Here is a 24,446-nt window from a genome sequence, read left to right on the forward strand (position 1 = left end):
TCAGCCTTCCTTGTTCATGCTGGCCTTCAGAGCGGCGAGATCAGCATCGACTTTGTCGGCCGACTTCAGCTCGGCAATCTCTTCCTCCAGCGTCTTGGGCTGCTGGCCCAGGCCCATGGCGTCGGCGCGGCCTTCGGCCATGTCCACGCGGCGTTCCAGCATGTCGAAACGGGCAAAGGCGTCGTTGACCTTCTCGCCGGCATAGGCTTCGCGCACCCGCAGGCGGTTCTGTGCGCTTTCCATACGGCTCACCAGGCTGTTCTGGCGGGCGCGGGCTTCGCGCAGCTTGCCCTGCAACTTGGCGATATCCTCTTCCGAAGCCTTCAGCGCCTCGTCCAGCGTCTCGATCTCGTGCGCCAGATGCTCGGCCATGTCGGCCGCTTTCTGCCGCTCGACCAATGCCGCCTTGGCCAGGTCCTCGCGGTCCTTCGACAGGGCAAGCTGCGCCTTCTCGGTCCAGCTGTCCTGCAACGCGGTCAGCTTGGCGATGTGCCGGCGCATTTCCTTCTGGTCGGCGATCGTGCGGGCGGCGGACGCGCGCACCTCGACCAGCGTCTCTTCCATCTCAAGGATGATCATGCGGATCATCTTCGCCGGGTCTTCCGCCTTGTCGAGCAAGTCGGTGACATTGGCGGCGATGATGTCTCGGGTGCGGGAAAAAATACCCATGTCTTGGCTCCTGGTGCGTGTTCTTGTGGTTTGGCCCTTGCCCTTACGCCAGATAACGGGCGGGGGCGGGCATGTCGCTCGACGCGAGGATCGGCGCTTCGCTGGCGCGGGCCGGGCCGACCGCCGACAGGATCATCGTGGATCCGAACAGGACGGCGGCGATGGCGACTGACATCAGCTGGCCGATTTCGCGCATATTGGTGGTCTTTTCCATGTTTCTTGCTCCCTGAACCTTGGCCTTCATATGATTTCCGCATCTTGCTGCGGATTGCCGATAGCTTTGCAGGGGGCGTGCCAATTTTCGAAAAGTGGCAGAATTGCGCGCCTTCGGGGCGTTTTAATCTAGTGCCGGCGGTATCCCTCTTGCCAAGGGGTGGGAAATTTCACCATAAGTTGGCGCATGGAGAAAAATACGCAATTTATCGGCCAGAGCTTCGCCTTTCTCGATGCGGTGGAGCAGGCCGGGCGCGCTGCCGAGCTCAATCGCCCGGTGCTGGTCATCGGTGAACGCGGCACCGGCAAGGAACTGATCGCCGAACGCCTGCATCACCTCTCCCCACGCTGGGGCGAACCGCTCATCACCATGAATTGCGCGGCGTTGCCCGAAACCTTGATCGAGGCGGAGCTGTTCGGCCATGAACAGGGCGCCTTCACCGGCGCCAACCGCGCGCGCCCCGGCCGGTTCGAGGAAGCCGATGGCGGCACGCTCTTCCTCGATGAACTCGGAACATTGTCGATGGCGGCGCAGGAAAGGCTGCTTCGTGTGGTGGAGTATGGGGAGGTCACGCGCATCGGGGCATCGAAACCCGTTCGGGTCGATGTCCGCATCGTCGCCGCCACCAATGAAGACCTGCCCGCCGCCGCCGATGCCGGCCGTTTTCGCCCCGACCTGCTCGACCGGCTGAGTTTCGAGGTCATCACCCTGCCGCCGCTGCGCGCGCGCGAAGGCGATGTCGCGGTGCTTGCCGATCATTTCGGCCGCCGTATGGCCGCAGAAATCAACTGGCCGCAATGGCCCGGCTTCACCGCTGCCTGCGCCGCCGAACTGGAAGGGCATGGCTGGCCCGGCAATGTGCGTGAACTGCGCAACGTGGTGGAACGCGCGGTCTATCGCTGGGACGATCCCGCCCGGCCGATCAGCCGTATCACCTTCGATCCCTTCGCCTCTCCCTGGAAACCGCGCGCGATGATGCCGCGCCCTGAAACGCGCGAAGAAGCCCCCTCCCTCCCGCCAGCCGCGCCCGCATCCTTATCCTCGCCCTGTGACGGCATCAGCGACCTCAAGGCCGCGGTCGACACCTATGAAGCCGCCATCGTCCGCGCCGCGCTCGAACGCTATCGCTACAACCAGCGCGCTACCGCCAAGGGCCTTGGCCTCACCTACGATCAGCTGCGCCACTGCATGAAAAAACATGATTTGAGCGCCGGGTGAGCGGGGACATTAACAGGTTGGATGGGGGGCGTACCTACCCATGAATGGCCAGCTACATTCAGCATCGAACTCCGGCATGCCCTATTTCATGCAAAAGCCGAAGGTCGGTCATGTAGATCGCGGTGCGCCGACTTCATAAACCTGCAAGTGGCGCTCTCCGATGCCAAGGCTCGCCCATGTAGATCGCCATTCATGGAGATGGGCAGCGTTGAAGTGACGGTCGAGGGCGAGCTGGTCGGCCCACATCTCCTTGACGTGAATGAGGCCAGGCTCGAACACATCTTCGGCGTAAACATAGTCCATGCAGCCCGCTTCGCCTCGGCTGATTTCAGCCATCCGCTTCATGGCAGGGCGGGCCGCCGCCCTATTCTCGGGCGGCAGTCGAATCGTTCCGATAATCAGCAGCATGACTGCAGCATAGGCTGCGTAAAGGACCAGAGGAATCCTCATTTCTATCGCAAGCAGCCAGCTGAAACCTTCGTTGGCTGAGAATAAGGCATTTTGCGCGCAGCACGATGATTGGCAAACGCAAGTTTATGCCAGCGCCTTCACCCGCTCCCCGATCACTCGCAAATCCTCGACGAACCGCGCGCGTTCTTCCGCCTTCTTCGCTTCGTCGGGGATGCGCAGCAAATAGCTGGGGTGCACCGTCACCCATCCTTCCGCGCCATTGTCCAGCGCGATCGAGGAGCCGCGCGTGCGGCTGATCGTCACGGCCTTGCCCAGCATCGCCCGCGCCGCCGTCGCCCCCAGTGCCACGATCAGGCGCGGCCGCACGATGTCGAGTTCCTGAGTCAGCCACCATCGGCACGCCTGCACCTCGCCCGCATCGGGGGTCTGGTGGATGCGCCGCTTGCCGCGCGCTTCGAACTTGAAATGCTTGACCGCGTTGGTGACATAGGCGCGCGCCCGGTCCACGCCCGCCTCGATCAACGCCTGATCCAGCAACTGACCCGCCGGCCCCACAAAGGGGCGGCCGGCCTGATCCTCCTGATCGCCCGGCTGCTCGCCGATGAACATCAGCGGCGCGTCGAGCGGTCCTTCGCCAAACACGGTCTGCGTTGCTCCCTGATGCAGCGGACAGCGGGTGCAGCCCATCGCCTCCTCGCGCACCGCCGCCCATGCCGCCTTGCTGTTGCTGCCCGCGCCCGCCTTGCCGCCGCCCTCCCCACCGCCACCCGGTTGCGCCGGCGCACGCGGCGCGCTCGCGATCATCGCCGCCTCGCGCGCCTGCGCACCCGCAACCAGGTCGGGGATGAGCGCCGCCTCTGGCAGGTTGCGCCAATATTTCTTGGGCATTTCCGACAGCATGGCCCCGGTCTTGAGCCGCGCCGGATTGAAGATTGCGGCATAATAGCCCTTCCACAGCGCCTCGACCGGGTCGCCCTCCGGCGCGTCGGCGCGTGTCGCGCCCGGTCCTTCGCGCAGCGTCTCACCTTCCCAGTGAATGCTGATGTCCGGCGTCAGGATCGACCAGCGCATCGTGGCGAAGCGGCGCACGAAAAAACCTGCATTGGCGCGCACGATATGATGGTCCGGTTCGAACCAGGCGACGAAGCGCGCCGCGCCGTCCTCTTCCACTTCCCGAAACCGGACGAAGGCGCGCATCTTGTGGATATCACGCCGCACCGCCTTGGCCAGCATGTCGATCCGCCGAAGCAACGGATCGGCCTTGTCCTCCATCAGACCCGGCTGATCGCGCAGCCGTGTCAAAAGCTGATAGAGCAAGGCGAAGCGCTCCGCGTCGCTATGCAACACCACCGTCTCGGCCAGGGCGACGAACGCGCGCGGTACGGAAAAGGCCGCCCGGTCCGGCGCAGGGGGCAAAGGCGCGTCGCCGAACAGGTCGCCGCTCTCGCCCCTTATCTGCCAGGTCACATGATCCGGTTCGACTCCTGCAATCGCCAGCCGCCGCGCGGCATCGCGCCAGCCTTCGAAATCATCGGGCGCATCCAGCACTACGCGGTGCATGGATACGCCCTGATGGCCGGCGGGGCGGGGCAGGGGTCAGTCCTCGGCCTTGGCGCGTTCCAGTTCGGCAGGCTTGCGCTCGGCGAACTTGGCGCCCAGTGTCTTTTCCTCTTCGGCGGTCAGGTCCTTGGCCGCGTCGGGGAACATCTCTTCCTCTTCCTCGTCGATATGATGCAGGTAACGCTTCTTCAGCTGCGCGAACGTCTCGCGCCATTCCTTGCCGTTGAAGTCCTGCTCTTCCATCTCTTCCAGATAATCGTCGATTTCCTTATGCTCGGACACGCTATGCTGGGCATCCTCGCGCAGGTCGGGGCGAGCGAGCATGGTGGCGTAAAGCGTTTCTTCCTCCGCCGCGGCATGGGCGGTCACTTCGACCCTGAACTGGTCGAACAGCTTTTTCAGCCGATCATCATCGCCCTGCGCATCGTCCATCTTTTTGAACAACTGGCGGTGGCTATCATGATCCTGTTTCAGGCGGTGGAATATGGTGGCGTCGGCCATGGTCGCTTCTCCTCTTGTCGAGGGGGAGAACGACGCGCGCGCGGATTGGCTCCGACTTTCAGCCGAACAGGAACCGAAAGATGATGGCGACGGGAATCCACAGCAACGCGCCGATCACGCAGGCGCCCCAGAGCTGCACCAGATCGCGGCGAAAGCGCAAGGCAAGCCCGCTATGCGACAAGCCGCTTGCGTCCAGCATCTGCCAGCGGCGCTCCAACCCGCGCGCCGCCACCGCATAGCCGCCGATCGCGACGATGATACCCAGGTGCAGCGCGAGCGATCCGCCCATTTTCGCGACAATGAAAATCTGCGCCAGGCAAAAGACCACGAGCGCCGCCGCCAGATGGCTGCTGATCCGCTTGGCGAAGCCCTTACGCTCCGCCCGATGGCCCAATGTCGTCGCCACGACCCGATCTCCTTGTCCGACCTTGTCAGCAGTATTTCGTACAGGGCGCTGTCAATCAACCCGAAATTGCCACGCGGCAGGGATAAATTGACGTTCGTCGGATGGCTGGGTTGGGTGGATGGCAGGCACAACTACCGTTCGTCCTGAGTAGCCATTGAGCTTGTCGAAATGGCGTATCGAAGGACCGATGACACGCGCCGGCCCTTCGATACGGGCCTTCGGCAAGCTCAGTCCCTATCAGGGCGAACGGTTCATGGGAATGTCCGCTTCTGGTCGTTTGCAGACCATCCAAATTCGTCCCTGCCCTTACGCCGCAAACAGATCCAGTTGCTTGGCGGGCGGGGCCAGCCTCGCGCGCAGATCGACGCTGTCGGTCAGCGTCATCGGCCGCCAGTCCGCCGCCACCAGGAAAGGCCGCAATTTGGTGATGGAGACGGTCAGCCGCGCGACATCCTCCAGCCGCAAGCGTCGGTGCCGCCGGCTGGCAAGGATGCGATCCACCGCTTTCACCCCCAGTCCCGGCACGCGCAGCAGCGCCTCGCGCGGGGCGCGGTTGACGTCGACCGGGAAATGGGCGCGATGGTTGAGCGCCCAGGCGAGCTTGGGATCGATGTCGAGCGGCAGGCAGCCGGTCGCCGCATCGGTCGCTGCCGCGATCTCCTGCGCGTCATAGCCATAGAAACGCATCATCCAGTCCGACTGGTATAGCCGATGTTCGCGCAGCAATGGCGGTCGCTTGAGCGGCAGGACCGCGCTGGGCGAAGGGATGGGGGAAAAGGCGCTGTAATAGACCCGGCGCAGCCGATGCCGGTCGTAAAGGCTGCTCGCCCGCGTGATGATGGCGCGGTCGTCTGCCGCATCCGCTCCCACGATCATTTGCGTCGATTGGCCCGCCGGCGCGAAGCGGGGCGCGTGGCGATATTTCCGCCGCGCCTCGCCCTTGTCTTCCATTTCGGTGCGCAAATGCCGCATCGCCCCTTCGATCCGCGCGCTGTCCTTCTCCGGCGCCAGCCGCTTGAGGCCCCCTTCCGTCGGCAATTCGACATTGATTGACAGCCGGTCGGCATGCAGCCCCGCCTGCCGCAGCAAATCTGGGTCGGCGTCGGGAATGGTCTTCAAATGGATATAGCCGCGAAAATCATGATCCTCGCGCAGCGACCGCGCCACTTCGACCATCTGCTCCATCGTATAGTCCGACGACCGAATAATGCCCGACGAGAGGAACAGACCCTCGATATAATTACGGCGATAGAAATTGAGCGTCAGGTCTACCACTTCCCTGGCGGTAAACCGCGCGCGCCGCACATCGCTCGACCGGCGATTGATGCAATAATGGCAATCGAAAATGCAGCTGTTGGTCAGCAGGATCTTGAGCAGCGATATGCATCGGCCATCGGGCGCATAAGCATGGCAAATGCCCATGCCCTCGGTCGATCCGATCCCCTTGCCGCCGCGTGAATCGCGCTTTGCCGTCCCGGACGATGCGCAGGACGCATCATATTTGGCGGCGTCCGCCAATATTTCGAGTTTCTGCCGGGTGGACATCTGCGCCATGATGTTCCTTCTATGTTCGCATTTGACGCTTGTCCATGATCTGGGTTGTGTCGGATCATTTTGTGGCGAACAGTCGGCGGGATTTGGCCGCCTGCTTCGTTGTTGGCGGTGGCGCAGCATGAAGGGATGATCATGGACAGACGGCATTTTCTGCGCGCGGGCATGGGTGGCGGCGCGCTGTCGCTGATGGCCGCGCGGGCGGGGGCGGTGTCGCCCTTCAACGCCTTGGCCGGGGTCGAACCGATCCGCGCCAGCGTGGACCGCATCTTCCGCACCACCGTCTGCCTGCGCCCCTTTCGCGCCGCCGGCCCGCGCATCGAAGTGGAGCAGGTCGGGCGCAAGCGCGTCGTCCACAATTATGGCCATGGCGGCAGCGGCTGGTCGTTGAGCTGGGGATCGGCGCAGCTGGCGGTTCCGCTCGCCATGGCTGATGGCGTGCGCGACATCGCCGTCATCGGCGCGGGCGCGCTTGGCCTTGCCGCAGCCTTGACGGCGCAGCGCGCCGGCGCGCGCGTCACCATCTACGCCAAGGAGCAGTTTCCCGATGTCCGCTCCGCCCGCGCCACCGGCACCTGGTCGCCCGACAGCCGCATCGCGATGGCGGGCGCGGTCGATGCCGGGTTTGCCGACCGGTGGGAGACGATGGCGCGCACCTCCTTCGCTCGTTATCAGAGTTTTCTCGGCCTGCCGGGCGATCCGGTCGAATGGACCGACCGCTACATCCTGTCCGATCCGCCAGCCGCCACATCGACCATCGCGCCAGTCGCGCCCGCGCCCCCACGCTCTCACGATTTTCTCCGTCTGGAAGGGCGGCTGCGCGACATCACGCCGCGCTCGGTGGAACTGCCGCGCGGCGCGCATCCCTTTCGCGCCGACCGCGTCCGCCGCAATTCCTCGCTCACCTTCAACGTCGCTGATCTCGCCCATCAATTGACCAGCGATTTCCTGATCGCGGGCGGGCGGATCGAATCGCGCGTCTTCCACGCGCCCGGCGACCTTGCCGCACTTCGCGAAAAGGTGATCATCAATTGCACCGGCTATGGCGCACGGGCGCTGTGGCGCGATGAGAGCATTGTGCCGGTGCGCGGCCAGATTGCCTGGCTGATCCCGCAGCCGGGCGCGACCTTCGGCATCTATTATCACGGCATCGCGCTGCTCGCGCGGCGCGACGGCATCGTCGTCCAGCCGGTCGGCGAGGATGACTGGTTCGGCTATGGCGACGCCAACGAAACGCCCGATCCCGCCGCGGCGCGCGCGGCGGTGGAGGAGGTGGCGACCTGGTGGGCCTGACCCCGCCGCTCAGTCCTCGTCGGGCAGGCGGCTGACGCGGATCGACTGGGCGTTCATCTGCCCGCCACCGAAGATGGTCATGAAGGCGATGTCGGTCGCATCCCGGCCCACGGCGATGCGCGCCATCGTCTCAACCGGCGCCAGCCCGGTCGCATCGATAAGGTGCCAGGCCCCGTCCAGCCAGACCTCCACCACCGCGTGGAAATCGGGCGGGTCGAGATCGAGCGCATAGACCGACACCAGCCGCGCGGGAATGTCGCGCGACCGGATCAACGCGGCCGTCAGATGCGCGAAGTCGCGGCACACGCCCTGCTGCGCGACGAAGGTGTCGGCGGCCGTTGTCGTGACGGTCGAACTGCCTGACACATAGGCGACATTGTCGCGCACCCAATCGACCAGCGCCTGTACCAGCGCCCCGCCGTCCAGATCGGGAAAATGGCCGCCGACAAAACTGCCGAAGCGATCGGCCTCGCAATAACGGCTCGGCCAGATGAAGGGCAGCACGTCTTCGGGCAGGCTGGGCAGCGGGCTGCGGGGCAGGTGACGAATCTCGATCGGAGCGCGGTCGATTGCCATGGTCGCGCGATAGGTGCTGACCATGCGTCCCGTGCCGGTGCGGGTCCAGGTCCGCCGGCCGATGCCGCTGCCGCCGACCTTGTTGGTCAGCGGGCCTGCATTGTTGATGATATGGGATTGTGTGAGCACGCGCTGGTCGGGCACCGCCGCGGCTTCGACCGCTAACAGCACATCGGTGGGGCAGGCGAAGTCATAGTCGAGAATCGCTTCGATCGCGATACGCATGGGGATGGTCCAGATTTGGAGAGCGGGCGCGAATCGGCCCGTGCCGCGCAGCTTCGCTGTCCTGCAGGCCCGACGCAAGCGCCATCGATCAAGGCGATCGGGAGGGAGCGACCTCAGGCATCTTGGAGCCGTTCGCCTGCGGCCCGAGCGGGGCGGGCGGCGCCAGCGTGACGGCAGGGTTGAAAGGCTGGGGATGCGTCGGACGATATGGACAGCGGCCGTGGTGTCAGCAGAATTGGTGCGCGCTTAATGACGCATTCCCACTCATTCTCTTGTCAGATTGGCGGGACTAATCCTCGTGACATTGCGCCGGTGGCCCACGTCCTTGTCGCAACGACCGAAGCCGACCGCATGAGCCATCTTTCCGCCACCGGCGCATCGATCCCTGACGACGAGCCCGCTATCCTGTTCACTCCGTTTAACGCCGTGCGGGCTGGCCCACGCACATAGCCTCCCGAGGTCACAACCGCCGCTGCCGCTGCCCGTAGCGCAGTGGTCGACACGTTCGAGCGATTTGCGTGGCTTGCACCCACCAGCGCGCCACTCGACTGGGGCCAAAGCAGGAATTTTGCGGACGCAATCGCCATCGTGGCGGGAAAGGCCACCGGGCGAAATGCGGCGGCCCGATCCGGCGATTGCCAACGGTAAAAGGCCCGCAGCGCGGGGGGCGCGGCGGGCCTTTTCGGTGCGTGATGCGCCAGGCGGGCGAGTCATGTTCGAACGGCGCCCCGGTTGATCCGGCCAGCGCGCCTGTCCGGCTTATTCGCCATCATCCTCCGCATCGGGTCCGGTCATCATCCCGTCGGCCACTTCCTCGGTCTTGCCGCGGATCGCCTTTTCCAGCCGATCGGCCAGTTCGGGATGCTCTTTCAGATAGGTCTTGGCATTTTCACGACCCTGACCAATGCGGATCGAGTCATAGGAGAACCAGGCACCGGATTTCTCCACCAGCCCGGCCTTCACGCCAATGTCGAGCAGTTCGCCGATCTTGGAAATGCCCTCGCCATACATGATGTCGAATTCGACCTGCTTGAACGGCGGGGCGACCTTATTCTTGACCACCTTCACGCGGGTCGCATTGCCGACAATATCGTCGCGATCCTTGATCTGGCCGGTACGGCGGATGTCGAGTCGGACCGAGGCGTAGAATTTGAGCGCATTGCCGCCGGTCGTGGTTTCCGGATTGCCGTACATCACGCCAATCTTCATGCGCACCTGGTTGATGAAGATCACCATGCATTTGGAGCGGGAAATGGAGCCGGTCAGCTTGCGCAGCGCCTGGCTCATCAGCCGCGCCTGCAAACCGACATGGCTGTCGCCCATCTCGCCCTCAATCTCCGCGCGCGGCACCAGCGCGGCGACCGAATCGATCACCAATATGTCGATCGCGTTCGACCGCACCAGCGTGTCGACGATTTCCAGCGCCTGTTCGCCCGTATCGGGCTGCGACACGATCAGTTCGTCGATATCGACGCCCAGCTTCTTGGCATAGGCCGGATCCAGCGCATGTTCCGCATCGACGAACGCGGCCGTTCCGCCCGCCTTCTGCGCTTCGGCGATGGCATGCAGCGTCAGCGTCGTCTTGCCCGAGCTTTCCGGCCCGTAAATCTCGATGATGCGGCCCTTGGGCAGGCCGCCAATGCCCAGCGCGATATCGAGCCCCAGCGATCCGGTCGAAATGGATTCGATCTCGATCTTTTCGCGCGACCCCAGCTTCATCGCCGAGCCCTTGCCAAAAGCGCGGTCGATCTGGGCGAGCGCGGCATCCAATGCTTTTTGTCTGTCCATATTCCCCGTCTTCTTGGAATCGATAAGTTGCAGCATTGCGGTCATCGGCCCATCCCCTGTCAAGCGGATCACGCCGAATCTGCCGGCGCTGGACGATGATGTATCCCATTTGTTCTCATGGAACAAGGGGGGAACGGAATTTTCCTATCGGCCGGAAAAATCCCGCCTCAATCGCCTACAATCCGGCCGAGCACCCGCTCCACCGCACCCACGGTAAAGGGCTTGGCCAGCGTCGGCCGATCGGCATGGGCGGGCGGCAGGTCGTCGGCCATGCCCCCGGTCGCAAAGGCGAAGGGAATCCCGGCCTGCGCCAATATGTCGGCGATCGGCCAGCTTTTCTCGCCCTGCAAATTGCAATCGAGCAGCGCGCCGTCAAAGCCGCCGCGGCGGGCCTGCTCACATCCTTCATCCACCGTCGCGACCAGCGCGTGCAGCCGATAGCCGAGTGCGTCGAGATAATCCTCAAGCATCATGCCGATCATCGCTTCATCTTCGACGACGAGGATGGATTTTGCGTCCGACATGCCTGTTTCCTTTGTTCGACCGGGGCTTCGCTAGCCCAATGGCGCGCGCTTGCCCAGCCCCCACGCCGTGATCGGGCGCAAGATCATTCGGCGGCGGGTTGCATCGCCATGGTGTCGCGCGCTGCCTGCGCCAACTGGTTGACGGAAAAGGGCTTGGGCAGGAAGGCAACATTGGCGATGTCGATCGACTTGCGCAGCTGTTCCTCGGCATAGCCGGACATGAACAGCACGGGCAGGTGCGGATGACTGACGCGCGCCCGCGCCACCATCGCCGGACCATCCATATTGGGCATGACCACGTCGGAAATCAGCAGGTCGATGCCGTCATGGGCGGCCAGCACCTCCAGCCCCTGTTCGCCGTCATTGGCGGTCAGCACCGTATAGCCCTGCCGTGTCAGCGCCCGTTCGGCGACCGCGCGGACCATATCCTCGTCCTCGACCAGCAATATGGTGCCCGATCCCCAGGTTTCGGCGCGTTTCACCGGCTCGCGTACCGGCGTCTCCTGCTGTGCGTCAGCACCGGCATAGACGGGCAGGTAGATGACGAAGCTTGCGCCCCGGCCCAGTTCGGATTCGGCAAAGATATAGCCGCCCGACTGCTTGACGATGCCATAGACGGTAGAGAGGCCCAGGCCCGTGCCCTTGCCCAGTTCCTTGGTGGTGAAGAAGGGTTCGAAAATCTTCGCCAATATATCGGGCGGAATGCCCAGGCCGGTGTCCGACACGCGCAGTGCGGTATAGTCACTGATGGGCAGGATCTGCTGGCGCATCTCGCGCGCCTTCGCGGCGGGCACGGCATAGGTCTGGATGTTGAGTGTGCCGCCTTCGGGCATGGCGTCGCGCGCGTTGACGGCCAGGTTGACGATCACCTGTTCCAGCTGCCCGGGATCGGCGCGCACCGCGCCCAGATTGCGACCATGGCTGACCTCCAGCCGGACATTTTCGCCCAGCAGCCGCTTGAGCAGGTTCGACACGTCCGACACGATATCGGGCAACTGCAATATCTGCGGCCGCAATGTCTGCTGCCGAGAAAAGGCAAGCAATTGCCGCGTCAGCCCCGCCGCGCGGTTGCTGTTCGACTTGACCTGCTGGATATCGTCATAATCGCTGTCGCCCGGCACATGGCGCATCAGCATCAGGTCGCAATGGCCGATGATGGCGGTCAGGATATTGTTGAAATCATGCGCCACGCCGCCGGCCAGCTGGCCGATCGCCTGCATCTTGGTCGCCTGCGCCACCTGCCGCTTGAGCTTGCTTTCCTCGCTATTGTCCTTGAGCGACAAAAGCACCGCCGCCTCGCCCAGGCCGCGCACGCCCGCCAGGCTGAGCGCGGTCGGTTCGTCGGGCTGGTCGCGCATGCGCACCACGATGTCGCCCGACATTTGCGGGCCGACGGCAAAGCGCCGCACTGCGTCCGCCACCGCCGCCTGATCCTCCCGCGCGACCAGATCGCCCGGATAGCTCGGCTTGTCGCCGGACTTGAGGCCCGCGGCGCGCGCGAACGCCTTGTTGACGAACAGGATGCGCCCGTCGCGGTCCGCCATCGCCAGGCCAAAGGGCAGCAGAGACAGCAGGGTTTCGATATAGGACAGCGCCGACGTGCCGCCCCCGCCGGTCGGCTCGTCGATCAGCAGCAACAGCATCGGCCCGTCCTGCACCGTCGCCTGCGTGGCGCCGGGCTGGCTCGCGCGGCGCAGCGGCACCTGGAGCAGGCGCAGCGGCAGGCCGCCATTTTCCTCGCGCGCCAGGAACAGCCGGCCCTTGTCGTCCACCCGCATATGCGCGGCAAAGTCGCGACCGGTGATATTGGCGTCGATGCGTCCCGCCGCGCGCAGCAGGAAGGCGCCATTGGCGGCGCGAATGCGCCCCTCTCCGCCGATCATCGCCGCCATGATGCCCGCTTCGCCCAGTTGTCGCCCGGCCTCCCCGGTCAGGAAGCGATGCACGTCGTCCAGCGCGCTGGGCTGGCGCACGGGGGTGAAGCGCCAGAGCAGATAATCCTCGGTCCGGCCAGTGCGGGCAATGTCGACATCCAGCCGCAGCGCCCCCATCGCCAGCCCCTCCAGCTTGCCGTCGCCGTCGCGCCAGGCCGCGCGCGCAGCCTGCGACAGGCTTTCGGTCAGGCCCGCGTCATTGCTGACGCCCGGTGGGGTGGGATAGCCGGGAAACCATTCGCCGAACAGGTCGCTGGCGCAGACCAGCCGGCCCGACCGGTCGGTGACGGCGATGGCGATGTTGGATGCGTCGGCGGCGGCGCGCGCGACCGTCCAGTCGGGCGTCGCCTCCCGGTCCGACAGGGCAGGGGCATAGAGGTGGCGATACCAGCGCATCAGGCCCGCAATGGCGATCACGCTCGCGGCAAAGCCCGCGGCCAGCACCCCATTGCCCGCCGCATAGAGGACGAGAGCCGCCGACAGCAGGGCCGCGCCCAGCAGCATAGGCAGGACAAAGGGGGACGGTGGCTGGCCCAGCCACGCTTCCTCGTCCGTCTTCAGCCGTGCCGCCATGACCGGCCAACCCCCTGCATCGCCATCGAAACCTGCGGCCGCGGCGTCAGGCGCCGGCCGCCTTCTCCAATGGCCTGCTTTGATGGACCTTGCCAATCCTCAATTTGCGCGCCCGCCATTTGCGGCCCATGCGATGGCGCCAGAACCAGTCGGCCAGGACATAGCCGATCGCGGTGCACACCAGCGAAATGATCAGCAGGCCGATCAACATGGCGGGCGCGGCTTCCGACACCAGCCAGGCGGTCCATTCGCGCACGCTCGCATGCCCGTCGACCAACGCCATGAAGCCCGACGCATCGGCGCTGCGCCCCAGCATCCAGTTGCCCAGCCACACCGACGCCATCAGGATCAGCGGCGTCGTCGCTGGGTTGGACAGGAATGTCATGGCGGCGGCGACCGGAATATTGGCGCGAAAAGGCAGCGCCAGCAGCGCTGCGCCCGCAATCTGCACGCCCGGGATCATCAGGAATATGCCGACGAACAGGCCCAGCGCCACGCCGCGCGGCACCGACCGGCGGGTAAAGCGCCACAGCGATGGTTCGAGCACGCGATGCGCGACCGGGGCGAGGATGCGGCTGCGCTCCATCGACTCGCGGGTCGGGCAATTGGCATGCCACCAGCGGGTCAGTCTGCTCATCAGCTATGCGCCTTCATGATGCGCTGCTGGTCGCGCTTCCAGTCGCGCTCCTTGATCGTCTCGCGCTTGTCATGGGTCTTCTTGCCCTTGGCCAGCGCCAGCTCGACCTTCACCTTGCCGCGGCTGTTGAAATAGAGCGCCAGCGGCACCAGCGTCATGCCCTTGCGCTCGACCGCGCCGTGCATCCGGGCAATCTCCCGCTCGTGCAGCAACAATTTGCGGGGGCGCTTGGATTCATGGTTGAACCGGTTGCCATGGCTGAATTCGGGAATGTTGCTGTTGACCAGCCATACCTGATTGCCCTTCACCTCAGCATAGCTTTCGGCGATATTGCCTTCGCCAAAGCGCAGCGATTTGACCTCGGTGCCTTGCAAGGCGATGCCCGCCTCGAACACATCCTCCAGGAAATATTCGAACTTCGCGCGCCGGTTTTCGGCGACGATCTTCTTCTTGTCGAAGGTTTCGGGACGGGGGCGGGCCATTGGCTTATCAAATTTCCGTTCGGTTCGAGCCTGTCGAGAACCCTGTCGTTCCGGTTCCCGACAGGCTCGAACCGAACGGATGTAGGGATTTAAACCAGTCCCGCAATCTCCAGCGCCCGGTCCACCGCCGCCCGGCTCGATTCCGACGGCCAGGTAATGGGCAGTCGGACGTCGCCGGGCATGTCGGGGCGAACCCGCGTGAGCGCATATTTAACCGGGCCGGGTGAAGAATCGCTGAACAGGGCATCGTGCAGCGGATAGAGACGATCCTGGAGCGCCAATGCGCCATCCCAGTCATGGCGGGCCATCGCCGCCTGGAAATCGGCGCACAGGCGCGGCGCGACATTGGCGGTGACGCTGATGCATCCCTTGCCGCCCATCGCGTTGAACCCCAATGCCGTTTCGTCATTGCCCGACAGCTGGCAGAAGTCCGGGCGGCAGGCCAGACGCTGCGCGGTGACCCGCCCCAGATTCCCGGTCGCGTCCTTGATCCCGACGATGGTCTGAAACTCCTCCGACAGGCGGTGGATCACCGGCACGCCGATGTCGGTGATGGTGCGGCTGGGCACATTATACAGGATGATGGGCAGGTCGCAGCGTTCGGCCAGCCAGGCGAAATGGCGATAGACGCCGTCCTGGTTGGGCTTGTTGTAATAGGGCGCGACCACCAGCGCCGCATCCGCGCCCGCGCCCTGCGCCGCATACATATGGTCCAGTGCGATGCGCGTGTCGTTGGACCCGCATCCCGCGATCACCGGCACGCGGCCTGCTGCCTGATCGACGCAGATGGCGATGACGCGGTTATGCTCCTCAACGGTCATCGTCGCGCTTTCGCCAGTCGTCCCGCACGGCACCAGCGCGCTCGATCCATCCGCAATCTGCCAGTCGACGAACGCGCGAAAGGCGGCTTCGTCGATCGTCCCGTCGCGGAACGGGGTGACCAGAGCCGGAATCGAGCCCGAAAACATGATGAAACTCCTTCAAATCTCCGGGCTGCCGGGGCATGATGGGACAAGCGGCGCGCTATAGCGCGTCATTCAGGGCCTGATAAGGACGCAAATGCGATTATGTCCAGCATGCGCACCCCTCCTCCTATCGAAAGTTATCTGATCCGCATGCCGATTATTGCCTTGTTGCTGATGACCGCGGGCGCCAGCGCGCAGACCGAGGACGCGGCGCGGCCTTCGCCCACCGGCGCGATGGTGCAGCCGGTGCCGCCCGAATATGGCCAGCCCAGCCAGTGGAACCAGGTCCAGGCGCAGATTGGCCAGCCGACCGATAGCTCGATCGCCGGCACGATCAGCCAGTGGCGCGCGCTGCAACAGAGCGATGGGCTGGGCTTTGCGCCCTATGCCAGCTTCATCATGGCCAATCCGGGCTGGCCGGGCGAAGACCGGATGCGCCGCCTGGCCGAAACCGCCATCAATCCCGACAGCTATGCGCCCACGCAGGTCGTCGCCTTCTTCGCGCAATTTCCGCCGCGCACGCCCGTCGGCCACGCCCGCAACGCGGTGGCGCTGATGCAATTGGGGCGGATGGACGAAGCGCGAATCGCCGCGCGCAACGCCTGGGTCGGCGGCACGTTGCAACCCAGCGACGAAGCGCGGCTGCTCTCGCTGTTCGGCTCGGCCTTCTCGCCTGCCGACCATGATCTGCGCGCCGACATGCTGCTGTGGAATGGCGACGTTGCCGGCGCGATGCGGATGCTGCCCTATGTCAGCGCCGCGCGCCGCCCGGTCTTTTCCGCGCGTATCGCCTTCAAGCGCAAGGCGCCTGAAGCGACCGCGCTGATGCAGTCGGCCGATGCGATGGGCGCGGCCGATGCCAGCTATGTCGCCGACAAGGCGGCCTGGTTGCGCGACAGCGGCAACTGGATCGCCGCGCGTCAATATCTCGCCAATCGCCCCGCCGCCACCTATCGCCCCGGCGATCCGGAAGAATTTTACGAAGTCCTGCTCAACCAGGCGCGGGGCGCTGCCAATGATAGCCAGTGGAGCTTCGCCTGGGGCATCGCCAGCAAGATTGATGACGCCGTGCCGCCCGGCTCCGACGTCAGTGACCAGCCGATCGGCGTGCGCGACGATTATACCAGCCTTGCCTGGCTGGCGGGCACCACCGCCTTCTACAATCTCAATCGTCCCTCGGACGCGGTCGGCATGTTCCGCCGCTATGCCGACGCGGCCAAATCGCCCCAGACCCGGTCGAAGGGCTATTATTGGGCCGGCCGCGCCGCCCTCTCCGCCGGCGACAGCGCCAGCGCGAACAGCTATTTCGCCCAGGCCGCCAATTATGGCGACCAGTTTTACGGCCAGCTGGCGCTCGAACGGCTCGGCCGTCCGGTGCCCGCGCCCGCCACGGTCGAACGGCCGGTGCCGATCTCGGCGGCCGAACGCGCGGCGTTCAACAACCGCTCGGTCGTGCGCGCGGTCAAGGCGCTGGGGCAGATGGGCTATTGGGCCGACCAGAGCAAATTCGCCCGCGCCATCGCCAATAATGCCGACAGCGACACCGATCATTTCCTCGCCGCTGAACTGGCGCAACAGATCAATCGCCCGGACATGAGCGTGATGGTCGGCCGGCGCGCCGTCTCCAGCGGCCTCACCGGCTATGGCGACAGTGCCTTTCCCCGCGTGCCGGTGCCCAGCCAGGCGCAATATAACTGGACCATGGTTCATGCCATCGCCCGGCAGGAAAGCCAGTTCGACAAGCAGATCGTCAGCCATGCCGGCGCGCGCGGCCTGATGCAGCTGATGCCCGGCACTGCGCGCGAACAGGCGGGCAAGCTTGGCATGAGCTACAATCCCGCCTCCCTCAATGATCCCAGCTACAACATCATGCTGGGGTCGGGCTATTTTCAGCGCATGCTCGATTATTATGGCGGCAGCTATCCGCTCGCGGTGGCCGCCTATAATGCCGGGCCGGGCAATGTGAACAAATGGATTCGCGCCAATGGCGACCCGCGCCTGCCGGGGTCAGACATTCTGCGCTGGATCGAGAATATCCCGATCTACGAGACGAAAAATTACGTCCAGCGTGTGCTCGAAAACGCTGTCGTCTATGAAGCGATGAACCCGGAACGCGCCAAATTCCGCGGCAGCAACGCGGTGCTCAGCCGCTATCTGGGCAAGCAGACGCCGGGCTGACCCCCTTACGCGGAGTCGGGACGCCCGTCTCGACTTCGCTCCGCCCGAACGGCTAGGAAGGGTCGGCCATGGCCACCCCTTATCCCAATTATATCACACCCGAAGGCTTCGCGAAGCTGCGCGCGGACTATGACCATCTGCTCGGCGTCGAACGCCCCAGCATCGTCGAGGTGGTCAGCTGGGCGGCGGGCAATGGCGACCGCAGCGAAAATGGCGACTATCTCTACGGCCGCAAGCGGATGCGCGAAATCGACGGGCAGTTGAAGCGCCTGTCGAAGAAGATGAAGGATGCCAAGGTCGTCGATCCCCGGCAGCAGCCGGACAAGAGCCGCGTCTATTTCGGCGCGACCGTCACCATCGCGGATGAAGATGACAATCATCGCACTGTCACCCTTGTCGGCAATGACGAAACTGATGTCGATGCTGGCCGCATCGGTTGGGGCTCTCCCATCGCCCGCGCCCTGCGCGGCGCGGCGGTCGGCGATTTGCGTCGCGTCATGCTGCCGGCGGGCGAACGTGAATATGAGGTAATAGCGATCCGCTATCCTGATTGAAAAAGCGCCATTTTCGCGCACTCATGCTCTTTGGCGAAAGAGCATCCATTGACTCGCGCCGTTCCTGCGCAGAAATAGAACATAACAGGAACATTCAATGGCCGAGTCGATCCCCAGCCTCGCCGCGCTCAGGCGGCATATCGCCTCGCTGGACCGGGCGCCAGCGCGGGATGCGTGCGTCCGCTTCGCCACCGGCCATGGCCCGCTTGACGCCATGCTGGGCGGCGGGCTGGCGCGCGGGCGCGTGCATGAAGTCTTCGGCGCGGGCGGGGAGGAGGGGGCGGCGACCGGCCTTGCGCTGCTCTGGGCGCAACTGGCGGGGGGGAACGCGCCTTTGCTGTGGCTGCGCAGCGACGGCGCGGCGCGGATCGGCGGCCTTCCCTATGGCCCCGGCCTCGCCGCGCTAGGCCTTGATCCTGCGCGCCTGTTGCTGGGGGCGATGCCCGATGACGCCATGCTGCTGCGCGCGGCGGTCGATGCGCTGCGCTGCCCGGCGTTGGGCGGGCTGGTGATGGAATTGCGCGGCCGGGCGCCCTTGCTCGATTTGACCGCCAGCCGCCGGCTGGCGCTGGCGGCCGAAGCATCGGGCGTCACCGCGCTGCTGCTGCGCATCGACGGAGCGCCGGTGCCCAGCGCGGCGGACACGCGCTGGCAGGTGGCGGCCGCCCCGTCCGCCCCGCTGCCCGGCAATGCGCCGGGACATAGCGCCTTTGACCTCACCCTGCTGCGCCGCCGGGCGGGACCGGACGGGCAGGCGTGGCGGCTGGTGTGGGACACAGAAAGACGATGTTTTGGAGATGTGGGCGATGAACGCCATGGCGATGGACGGGATCGGGCAGACGCTGCCGCGCCGTTATCTGGCGCTGGGCTTCCCCTTCCTGCCGATCGATCGGCTGCGGGTCGCGCGGCCTGATCTCTGGGCCGCGGGCGAAGGGCCGGCGGTGGTGGTGGACATGGTGCGCGGCGCGATGCGGCTGGGGTGCATCGACGCCGACGGGCTGGCGATCGGCCTGATGCCGGGCATGACTCTGGCCGACGCGCGCGCGCGCGAACCGGACCTGCGCGTGTTCGAAACCGATCCCCATGCCGATCAGGACTGGCTGGAACGGCTGTGCGACGGTTGCGCCCGTTATACGCCCAATGCCGCGCCCGATGGCATTGACGGGCTGATGCTCGACATCAGCGGCTGCGGTCATTTATGGGGCGGCGACGACGCGCTGGCGGCGGATGCTGTGGAACGGCTGGAGCGGCACGGGTTGCGCGTCCGCCATGCCCTTGCCTCCAGTCCGGAAGCGGCGCATGCGCTCGCCCGCTTCCCCGGTCCCCCCGCGCCGGACGAGGACGCCGCCGTCCGTCGTCTGCCGGTCGAGGCGCTGGGGCTGGACCCGGACAGCGCGGTGGCGCTGCGCCGCGCGGGGCTGCGCACCGTGGGTGATCTCGCCGCCCGCCCCGCCGCGCCGCTCGCCGCGCGCTTTGGGGAAGAGGCGATCGACGCGCTCGACGCCTTGCTGGGCCGGGGGCATCGCCCGCTCGCGCCGCGTCGCCCGCGCGCGGCCGTACGCATCGACCGGCGCTTTGCCGAACCGATCGGCAGCACCGCCTATGCCCTCAAAATATTGGAGGATATGGCGGCCGAAGCGGGTGATCGTCTTGCCGAACGGGGGGAGGGCGGCCGACGGTTCGAAGCGATCTTCTTCCGCAGCGATGGCCTCGCCTTCCCGCTGCGCGTCGAAACCAGCCTGCCGATACGCGACGCGCCCGCGATCCTGCGCCTGATGCGGGAACGGATCGACGCCCTGTCCGACCCGATCGATCCGGGCTTTGGCTTTGACATGCTGCGCCTCACCGTGCCGCAGGCGGAAAAGCTCGCCCCCACCCAATTGGCTCTGGAAGGGGGGGAGGCGCGGCGGGAAGACAGCGTCGCCGCGCTGGTCGATCGCCTGTCGATCCGCGCCGGGCGCGCGCGCATTCAGCGGCTCGCCCCGCGCGACAGCCATATTCCCGAACAGGCGCAACTGGCGCTGCCGGCGGTGGAACCGCGCGCGCCTGAACCCTGGCAGCAACTGGGCGATGCCGCCGCAGAGCCGGGCGACCCGCCGATGCGCCCGCTTCATTTGTTCGATCCGCCCCAGCCGATCGAGGTGATGGCCTTGCTGCCCGACGGTCCGCCGCATCGCTTTCGCTGGCGCCGGGGCCTGCATGACGTCACCCGTTATGAAGGGCCGGAACGGATCGCGCCCGAATGGTGGCATGCCAGCGATGGCGCCATTGCCGGCGACGCCATCGGCCGCACGCGCGATTATTACCGCGTGGAGGACGCGCGCGGCCGGCGTTACTGGATTTTCCGTCACGGCCTTCAGGGCGCAGAGACGCCGCACCCCGCCTGGTATATCCACGGCCTGTTCGCATGAGCGGGGGGCGCAAAAGGCGCGGCTATCCCGATCCCGCCCGGCCAAAATCCATTGACCGGCGCGAACGGGACGCGCTGGAGGCCGCGCGCGCGCAAAGCAAGGATGCAGCCCCGCCGCCTCCGCCGCCACCACCACCGCCCCCGCCGCATGATCCTCCATCGCCACGCGATCCTGCGCCCGCCTTCGCCGAACTGGTCGCCGCAACCAACTTCTCCTTCCTGCGCGGCGCGTCCCATGCGTCCGACATGGTCGCCCGCGCGATGGAGCTTGGACTGGCGGGCATCGGCATTGCCGATCGCAATACGGTGGCGGGCGTGGTGCGCGCCCATGTCACCCGCAAAAAGGCACAGGAGCGCGCCCGCGCCGCGCTGCTGGAGGCAAAGGCGCAGGCTGGCCTGCCGCCCGACCTCAGCGCTGACGAAGAGGCCGCCTGTCGCATCGACCTGCGCCTCGTCGTCGGCGCGCGGCTCGTCTTTGCCGACGGGACGCCCGACATTGTCGCCTATCCCGCGACCCGGCGGGGGTGGGGCGAACTCACCAAATTGCTGACGGTCGGCAATCTGCGTGCGGTCAAGGGCGGCTGCATTCTCCACTATGAAGATCTGACTGCCTATCTTGATGACCTGTTGCTGATCGTGCTGCCCACCTCCACCGCGACCGAGCAGCAGGTCCATCGCAATCCGGTGGACTATGACTTTGCCGATCGCCCGCCGGGGGAGCTGGTGCAGCATGGCCATCTCAGCCTTGTCCCGCCCCCCCGTCCGGCCGACCTGGCCGCCTTGCTGCGCCGGCTGGCGCGGCTGGCGCCGGGGCGCGTATGGCTGGGCGCGCCGCTGCGTCGCGATGGCTGCGACGCGCGGCGGCTGGCCCGCTTCCAGCGCCTGTCGGATCGGGCCGGGGTGCCGCTGCTCGCCACCATGGACGCGCTCTATGCCAACCCCGCGCAGCGCCCGCTTCAGGATGTGCTGACCTGCATCCGCGCCGGCGCCACGATCGGGAAGGCGGGGCGGCGGCTGGAGGCCAATGCCGAACGCCATCTCCACGATCCCGCGGAAATCGCACGCCTGTACCGCGCCTGTCCCGACGCGGTGGCACAAACCACCGCCTTCCTGGGCCGCATCCATTTCACGCTCGACCAGCTGCGCTATGAATATCCGCACGAACCCGTGCCCGAAGGCTGGACCGCGCAGCAATGGCTGGAGGAACTGACGCTCAGCGCCGCCCACGCCCGCTACGGCCCGCATATCCCCTATCAGGTGCGCCAGCTGCTGGACGAGGAATTCTCCCTGATCGCCAGGCAGCGTTATGCCTATTATTTCCTCACCGTCTACGACATCGTCGCCTTCGCCCGGACGAAGGGTATCTTGTGCCAGGGGCGCGGGTCCGCCGCCAATTCGATGGTCTGCTTCCTGCTCGGCGTCACCTCCGTCGATCCGCAGAAGCATGACCTGCTCTTTTCCCGCTTCGTGTCGGAGGAACGGGACGAACCGCCCGACATCGACGTCGATTTCGAACATGAGCGGCGCGAGGAGGTGATGCAATATATCTATGATCGCTATGGTCGCCATCGCGCCGGCATCGCCGCGACCGTCATTCATTATCGCTCGCGCAGCGCGATCCGCGAAGTGGCCAAGGTGCTGGGCCTGTCCGACGATATCGTCGCCCGCCTCTCCAGCACCATATGGGGCAGCTATTCGCGCGACATGAATGAACAGCGGATCAGCGAAGCGGGCTTCGATCTCGCCAATCCGCAGATCGTGCGCCTGCGCGAACTGGTGGGGCAATTGCTCGAAGCGCCCTTTCCCCGCCACCTGTCCCAGCATGTCGGCGGCTTCATCCTGACCCAGAACCGGCTCGATGAAACCGTGCCGCTGCACCATGCCGCCATGGCCGACCGCAGCTTCATTGAATGGGACAAGGATGACATAGACGCGCTCGGCCTCATGAAGGTGGATGTGCTGGCGCTCGGCATGCTAACCTGCATCCGCAAGGCGTTCGATCTGATGCGCGACCATGGCCTTGGCGATCACCAGCTGGTGGTGGACCTTAATGCCGACGACCCCGCCGTCTACGACATGCTCTGCCGGGGCGACAGCATCGGCGTGTTCCAGGTGGAAAGCCGCGCCCAGATCAACATGCTGCCGCGCTTGCGCCCGCGCGAGCTGTACGACCTTACGGTCCAGGTCGCGATCGTGCGCCCCGGCCCGATCGAAGGCGACATGGTCCACCCCTATCTGCGCCGCCGCGCGGGGCTGGAAAAACCCGAATTTCCCTCACCCGATCCGCCGCACAACCCTAATGAACTGCGCGATCTGCTCAAACAGACCTATGGCGTGCCGCTGTTCCAGGAACAGGCGATGAAGCTGGCGATCGTCGCGGCCGAATTCACCCCGTCGCAAGCGAACCAGCTGCGCCGGTCGATGGCGACCTTTCGCCATGTCGGCGGCATGGACCGGTTCCGCGAAAAGATGATCGGCGGCATGGTGCGGCGCGGCTACAAGCGCGATTTCGCCGAACGCTGCTACAGCCAGATCGAAGGGTTCGGCAGCTATGGCTTCCCCGAAAGCCATGCGCTCTCCTTCGCGCGGCTCGTCTATGTTTCGGCCTGGATCAAATGCCACCAGCCCGCCGTCTTCGCCTGCGCCCTCCTCAACTCGCAGCCGATGGGCTTCTACGCGCCTGCGCAGCTTGTGCGCGACGCGCGCGAACATGGCGTGGCGGTCCATGGCGTCGACGTGAATATGAGCCGGTGGGACAATCATCTTGAACCCTTGCTGCGCTCGCGCCGAAGCGACCGGGGCGAAGGGGCGGGGCGGGCGTTGGCGCTGCGCCTCGGCTTTCGTCAGGTCGATGGATTTCGCGAAAGTTGGGCGACGCAACTCGTCGCGGCGCGCACGGATGGCGGCCTGTTCACCAGTATCGAGGATCTGGCCCGGCGCGCAGGGTTGCCGGCGCGGGCGTTGCGCTTGCTCGCCGATGCCGACGCCTGCCGCTCGCTGGGGCAGGACCGGCGCGCCGCTTTGTGGGAGGCGCGGCGCACGCCTTCGGACGAGCTGCCCCTGTTTGCCGCCGCGCGCCAGCGGCAGGGCGATGCGCGCGAACTGGGCGCGGAGCCTGATGCCCAACTGCCCGCCATGCCGCTCGCCGAACAGGTGACGACCGATTACGCCATGACGCGCCTGTCGCTGAAGGGGCATCCCATGCAGTTCCTGCGCCCCGTCTTCGCCGCCGAAGGCGTGCTCAGCTGCGCGCAGGCGGGCGCGGCGAAAAATGGCGCGAAGGTCAGGGTCGCGGGCGTGGTGCTGGTGCGCCAGCGGCCGGGCAAGGGCAATGCCGTCTTCATCACCATCGAGGATGAAACCGGCATCGCCAATATCCTGCTTTGGGCGCGCCTGTTCGAAATGCAGCGCCGCCCGGTCATGGCCAGCCGGCTGATGCTGGTGGAAGGGGAAATCCAGCGCAGTCGCGAAGGCGTCGTCCATCTGATGGCCGCCCAAGTCCATGACCGCACCACCGAATTTGATCGCCTCAGCGAAACGCTGCGTCCGCGCATCGCCCTGTCGCGCGCCGACGAATTTCTCCACCCCCAGCATCCCCGTACCGGTGGCCATCCCCGCGACGTGCGCATCCTGCCCAAGTCCCGCGACTTTCATTGATCCGCCGCAGAGGAAATGGCGCGCACCAATCTCCTATAATTAGGTAGCTAACTAACCTTTTGCACTATCCTTGCATATGTCTCTGTTGCTGTCACTCTTGCGGCACGCCAGCCATCCCGC

General features: G+C 65.6%; 21 protein-coding genes. 7 read left to right on the forward strand and 14 right to left on the reverse strand.

Features of this window, described 5'->3' with window-relative positions; all coding sequences use genetic code 11:
* Both pspA and LL253_RS05440 read right to left on the reverse strand, forming a co-directional pair.
* Complete coding sequence (gene pspA / locus LL253_RS05435; RefSeq protein WP_009823243.1) at window positions 1-669, reverse strand: phage shock protein PspA; 669 nt, start codon at window positions 667-669, stop codon at window positions 1-3.
* Between the two features lie 43 nt (window positions 670-712).
* The gene (locus LL253_RS05440; protein ID WP_169534108.1) at window positions 713-883 is read right to left on the reverse strand and encodes a hypothetical protein; all 171 of its coding nucleotides are present in this window, start codon (window positions 881-883) and stop codon (window positions 713-715) included.
* A gap of 186 nt (window positions 884-1,069) precedes the next feature.
* On the opposite strand from LL253_RS05440, the gene pspF reads away from it, so the two are divergent.
* A complete protein-coding gene (gene pspF, locus LL253_RS05445) occupies window positions 1,070-2,101 on the forward strand; it encodes a phage shock protein operon transcriptional activator (RefSeq protein ID WP_228226471.1) in 1,032 nt (343 codons plus the stop codon).
* 108 nt (window positions 2,102-2,209) lie between these two features.
* Here pspF and LL253_RS05450 read toward each other — a convergent pair whose 3' ends face one another.
* The 5 genes from LL253_RS05450 to LL253_RS05470 form a co-directional block, all read right to left on the reverse strand.
* Window positions 2,210-2,509: a putative quinol monooxygenase gene (locus tag LL253_RS05450; RefSeq protein WP_228226472.1), complete on the reverse strand. Its 300-nt coding sequence runs from the start codon at window positions 2,507-2,509 to the stop codon at window positions 2,210-2,212.
* A 126-nt stretch (window positions 2,510-2,635) separates the two neighbouring features.
* The gene (locus tag LL253_RS05455) at window positions 2,636-4,072 is read right to left on the reverse strand and encodes a UdgX family uracil-DNA binding protein (RefSeq protein ID WP_228226473.1); all 1,437 of its coding nucleotides are present in this window, start codon (window positions 4,070-4,072) and stop codon (window positions 2,636-2,638) included.
* 36 nt (window positions 4,073-4,108) lie between these two features.
* On the reverse strand, window positions 4,109-4,573 hold the full coding sequence (locus tag LL253_RS05460; RefSeq protein ID WP_228226474.1) for a hemerythrin domain-containing protein: 465 nt from the start codon (window positions 4,571-4,573) through the stop codon (window positions 4,109-4,111).
* 58 nt (window positions 4,574-4,631) lie between these two features.
* Window positions 4,632-4,979, reverse strand: a complete 348-nt coding sequence (locus LL253_RS05465) for a hypothetical protein (RefSeq protein ID WP_228221376.1) — start codon at window positions 4,977-4,979, stop codon at window positions 4,632-4,634.
* A gap of 306 nt (window positions 4,980-5,285) precedes the next feature.
* The gene (locus tag LL253_RS05470; RefSeq protein ID WP_228226475.1) at window positions 5,286-6,533 is read right to left on the reverse strand and encodes a putative DNA modification/repair radical SAM protein; all 1,248 of its coding nucleotides are present in this window, start codon (window positions 6,531-6,533) and stop codon (window positions 5,286-5,288) included.
* A gap of 132 nt (window positions 6,534-6,665) precedes the next feature.
* On the opposite strand from LL253_RS05470, the gene LL253_RS05475 reads away from it, so the two are divergent.
* A complete protein-coding gene (locus LL253_RS05475; protein WP_228226476.1) occupies window positions 6,666-7,823 on the forward strand; it encodes an FAD-dependent oxidoreductase in 1,158 nt (385 codons plus the stop codon).
* A gap of 9 nt (window positions 7,824-7,832) precedes the next feature.
* Here LL253_RS05475 and LL253_RS05480 read toward each other — a convergent pair whose 3' ends face one another.
* The 7 genes from LL253_RS05480 to dapA form a co-directional block, all read right to left on the reverse strand.
* On the reverse strand, window positions 7,833-8,624 hold the full coding sequence (locus LL253_RS05480; RefSeq protein WP_009823233.1) for a transglutaminase-like domain-containing protein: 792 nt from the start codon (window positions 8,622-8,624) through the stop codon (window positions 7,833-7,835).
* Between the two features lie 759 nt (window positions 8,625-9,383).
* Window positions 9,384-10,457 (reverse strand): recombinase RecA, encoded by a 1,074-nt coding sequence (gene recA, locus LL253_RS05485; protein WP_037543685.1) that lies wholly within the window; start codon window positions 10,455-10,457, stop codon window positions 9,384-9,386.
* Between the two features lie 122 nt (window positions 10,458-10,579).
* The gene (locus LL253_RS05490; RefSeq protein WP_009823231.1) at window positions 10,580-10,936 is read right to left on the reverse strand and encodes a response regulator; all 357 of its coding nucleotides are present in this window, start codon (window positions 10,934-10,936) and stop codon (window positions 10,580-10,582) included.
* 83 nt (window positions 10,937-11,019) lie between these two features.
* Window positions 11,020-13,443, reverse strand: a complete 2,424-nt coding sequence (locus tag LL253_RS05495) for a hybrid sensor histidine kinase/response regulator (RefSeq protein ID WP_009823230.1) — start codon at window positions 13,441-13,443, stop codon at window positions 11,020-11,022.
* 46 nt (window positions 13,444-13,489) lie between these two features.
* Window positions 13,490-14,083, reverse strand: a complete 594-nt coding sequence (locus LL253_RS05500) for a DUF2062 domain-containing protein (protein WP_037543243.1) — start codon at window positions 14,081-14,083, stop codon at window positions 13,490-13,492.
* Window positions 14,080-14,562 (reverse strand): SsrA-binding protein SmpB, encoded by a 483-nt coding sequence (gene smpB / locus LL253_RS05505; protein ID WP_037543240.1) that lies wholly within the window; start codon window positions 14,560-14,562, stop codon window positions 14,080-14,082. Before smpB ends, LL253_RS05500 begins: the two co-directional genes overlap by 4 nt.
* 89 nt (window positions 14,563-14,651) lie before the next feature.
* Window positions 14,652-15,530 (reverse strand): 4-hydroxy-tetrahydrodipicolinate synthase, encoded by an 879-nt coding sequence (gene dapA / locus LL253_RS05510; protein ID WP_228221371.1) that lies wholly within the window; start codon window positions 15,528-15,530, stop codon window positions 14,652-14,654.
* A gap of 99 nt (window positions 15,531-15,629) precedes the next feature.
* Here dapA and LL253_RS05515 point away from each other — a divergent pair, with 99 nt between their 5' ends.
* The 5 genes from LL253_RS05515 to LL253_RS05535 all read left to right on the forward strand — a co-directional run bounded on the left by LL253_RS05515 (window position 15,630) and on the right by LL253_RS05535 (window position 24,326).
* Entirely contained in the window at window positions 15,630-17,705 is a 2,076-nt protein-coding gene (locus tag LL253_RS05515; RefSeq protein ID WP_228226477.1) for a lytic transglycosylase domain-containing protein, read from the forward strand.
* A gap of 68 nt (window positions 17,706-17,773) precedes the next feature.
* Window positions 17,774-18,259 carry a transcription elongation factor GreB gene (gene greB / locus LL253_RS05520; protein WP_228226478.1) on the forward strand — a complete coding sequence of 162 codons (486 nt, stop codon included), beginning with the start codon at window positions 17,774-17,776 and terminating at the stop codon, window positions 18,257-18,259.
* A gap of 97 nt (window positions 18,260-18,356) precedes the next feature.
* Window positions 18,357-19,172, forward strand: a complete 816-nt coding sequence (locus LL253_RS05525; RefSeq protein WP_228226479.1) for an ImuA family protein — start codon at window positions 18,357-18,359, stop codon at window positions 19,170-19,172.
* Window positions 19,075-20,670 carry a Y-family DNA polymerase gene (locus LL253_RS05530; protein ID WP_228226628.1) on the forward strand — a complete coding sequence of 532 codons (1,596 nt, stop codon included), beginning with the start codon at window positions 19,075-19,077 and terminating at the stop codon, window positions 20,668-20,670. Before LL253_RS05525 ends, LL253_RS05530 begins: the two co-directional genes overlap by 98 nt.
* Entirely contained in the window at window positions 20,667-24,326 is a 3,660-nt protein-coding gene (locus LL253_RS05535) for an error-prone DNA polymerase (protein ID WP_228226480.1), read from the forward strand. Before LL253_RS05530 ends, LL253_RS05535 begins: the two co-directional genes overlap by 4 nt.
* Window positions 24,327-24,446 lie beyond the last annotated feature (120 nt).

This window comes from Sphingobium soli, assembly GCF_020782245.1.
Lineage (GTDB): Bacteria > Pseudomonadota > Alphaproteobacteria > Sphingomonadales > Sphingomonadaceae > Sphingobium > Sphingobium soli.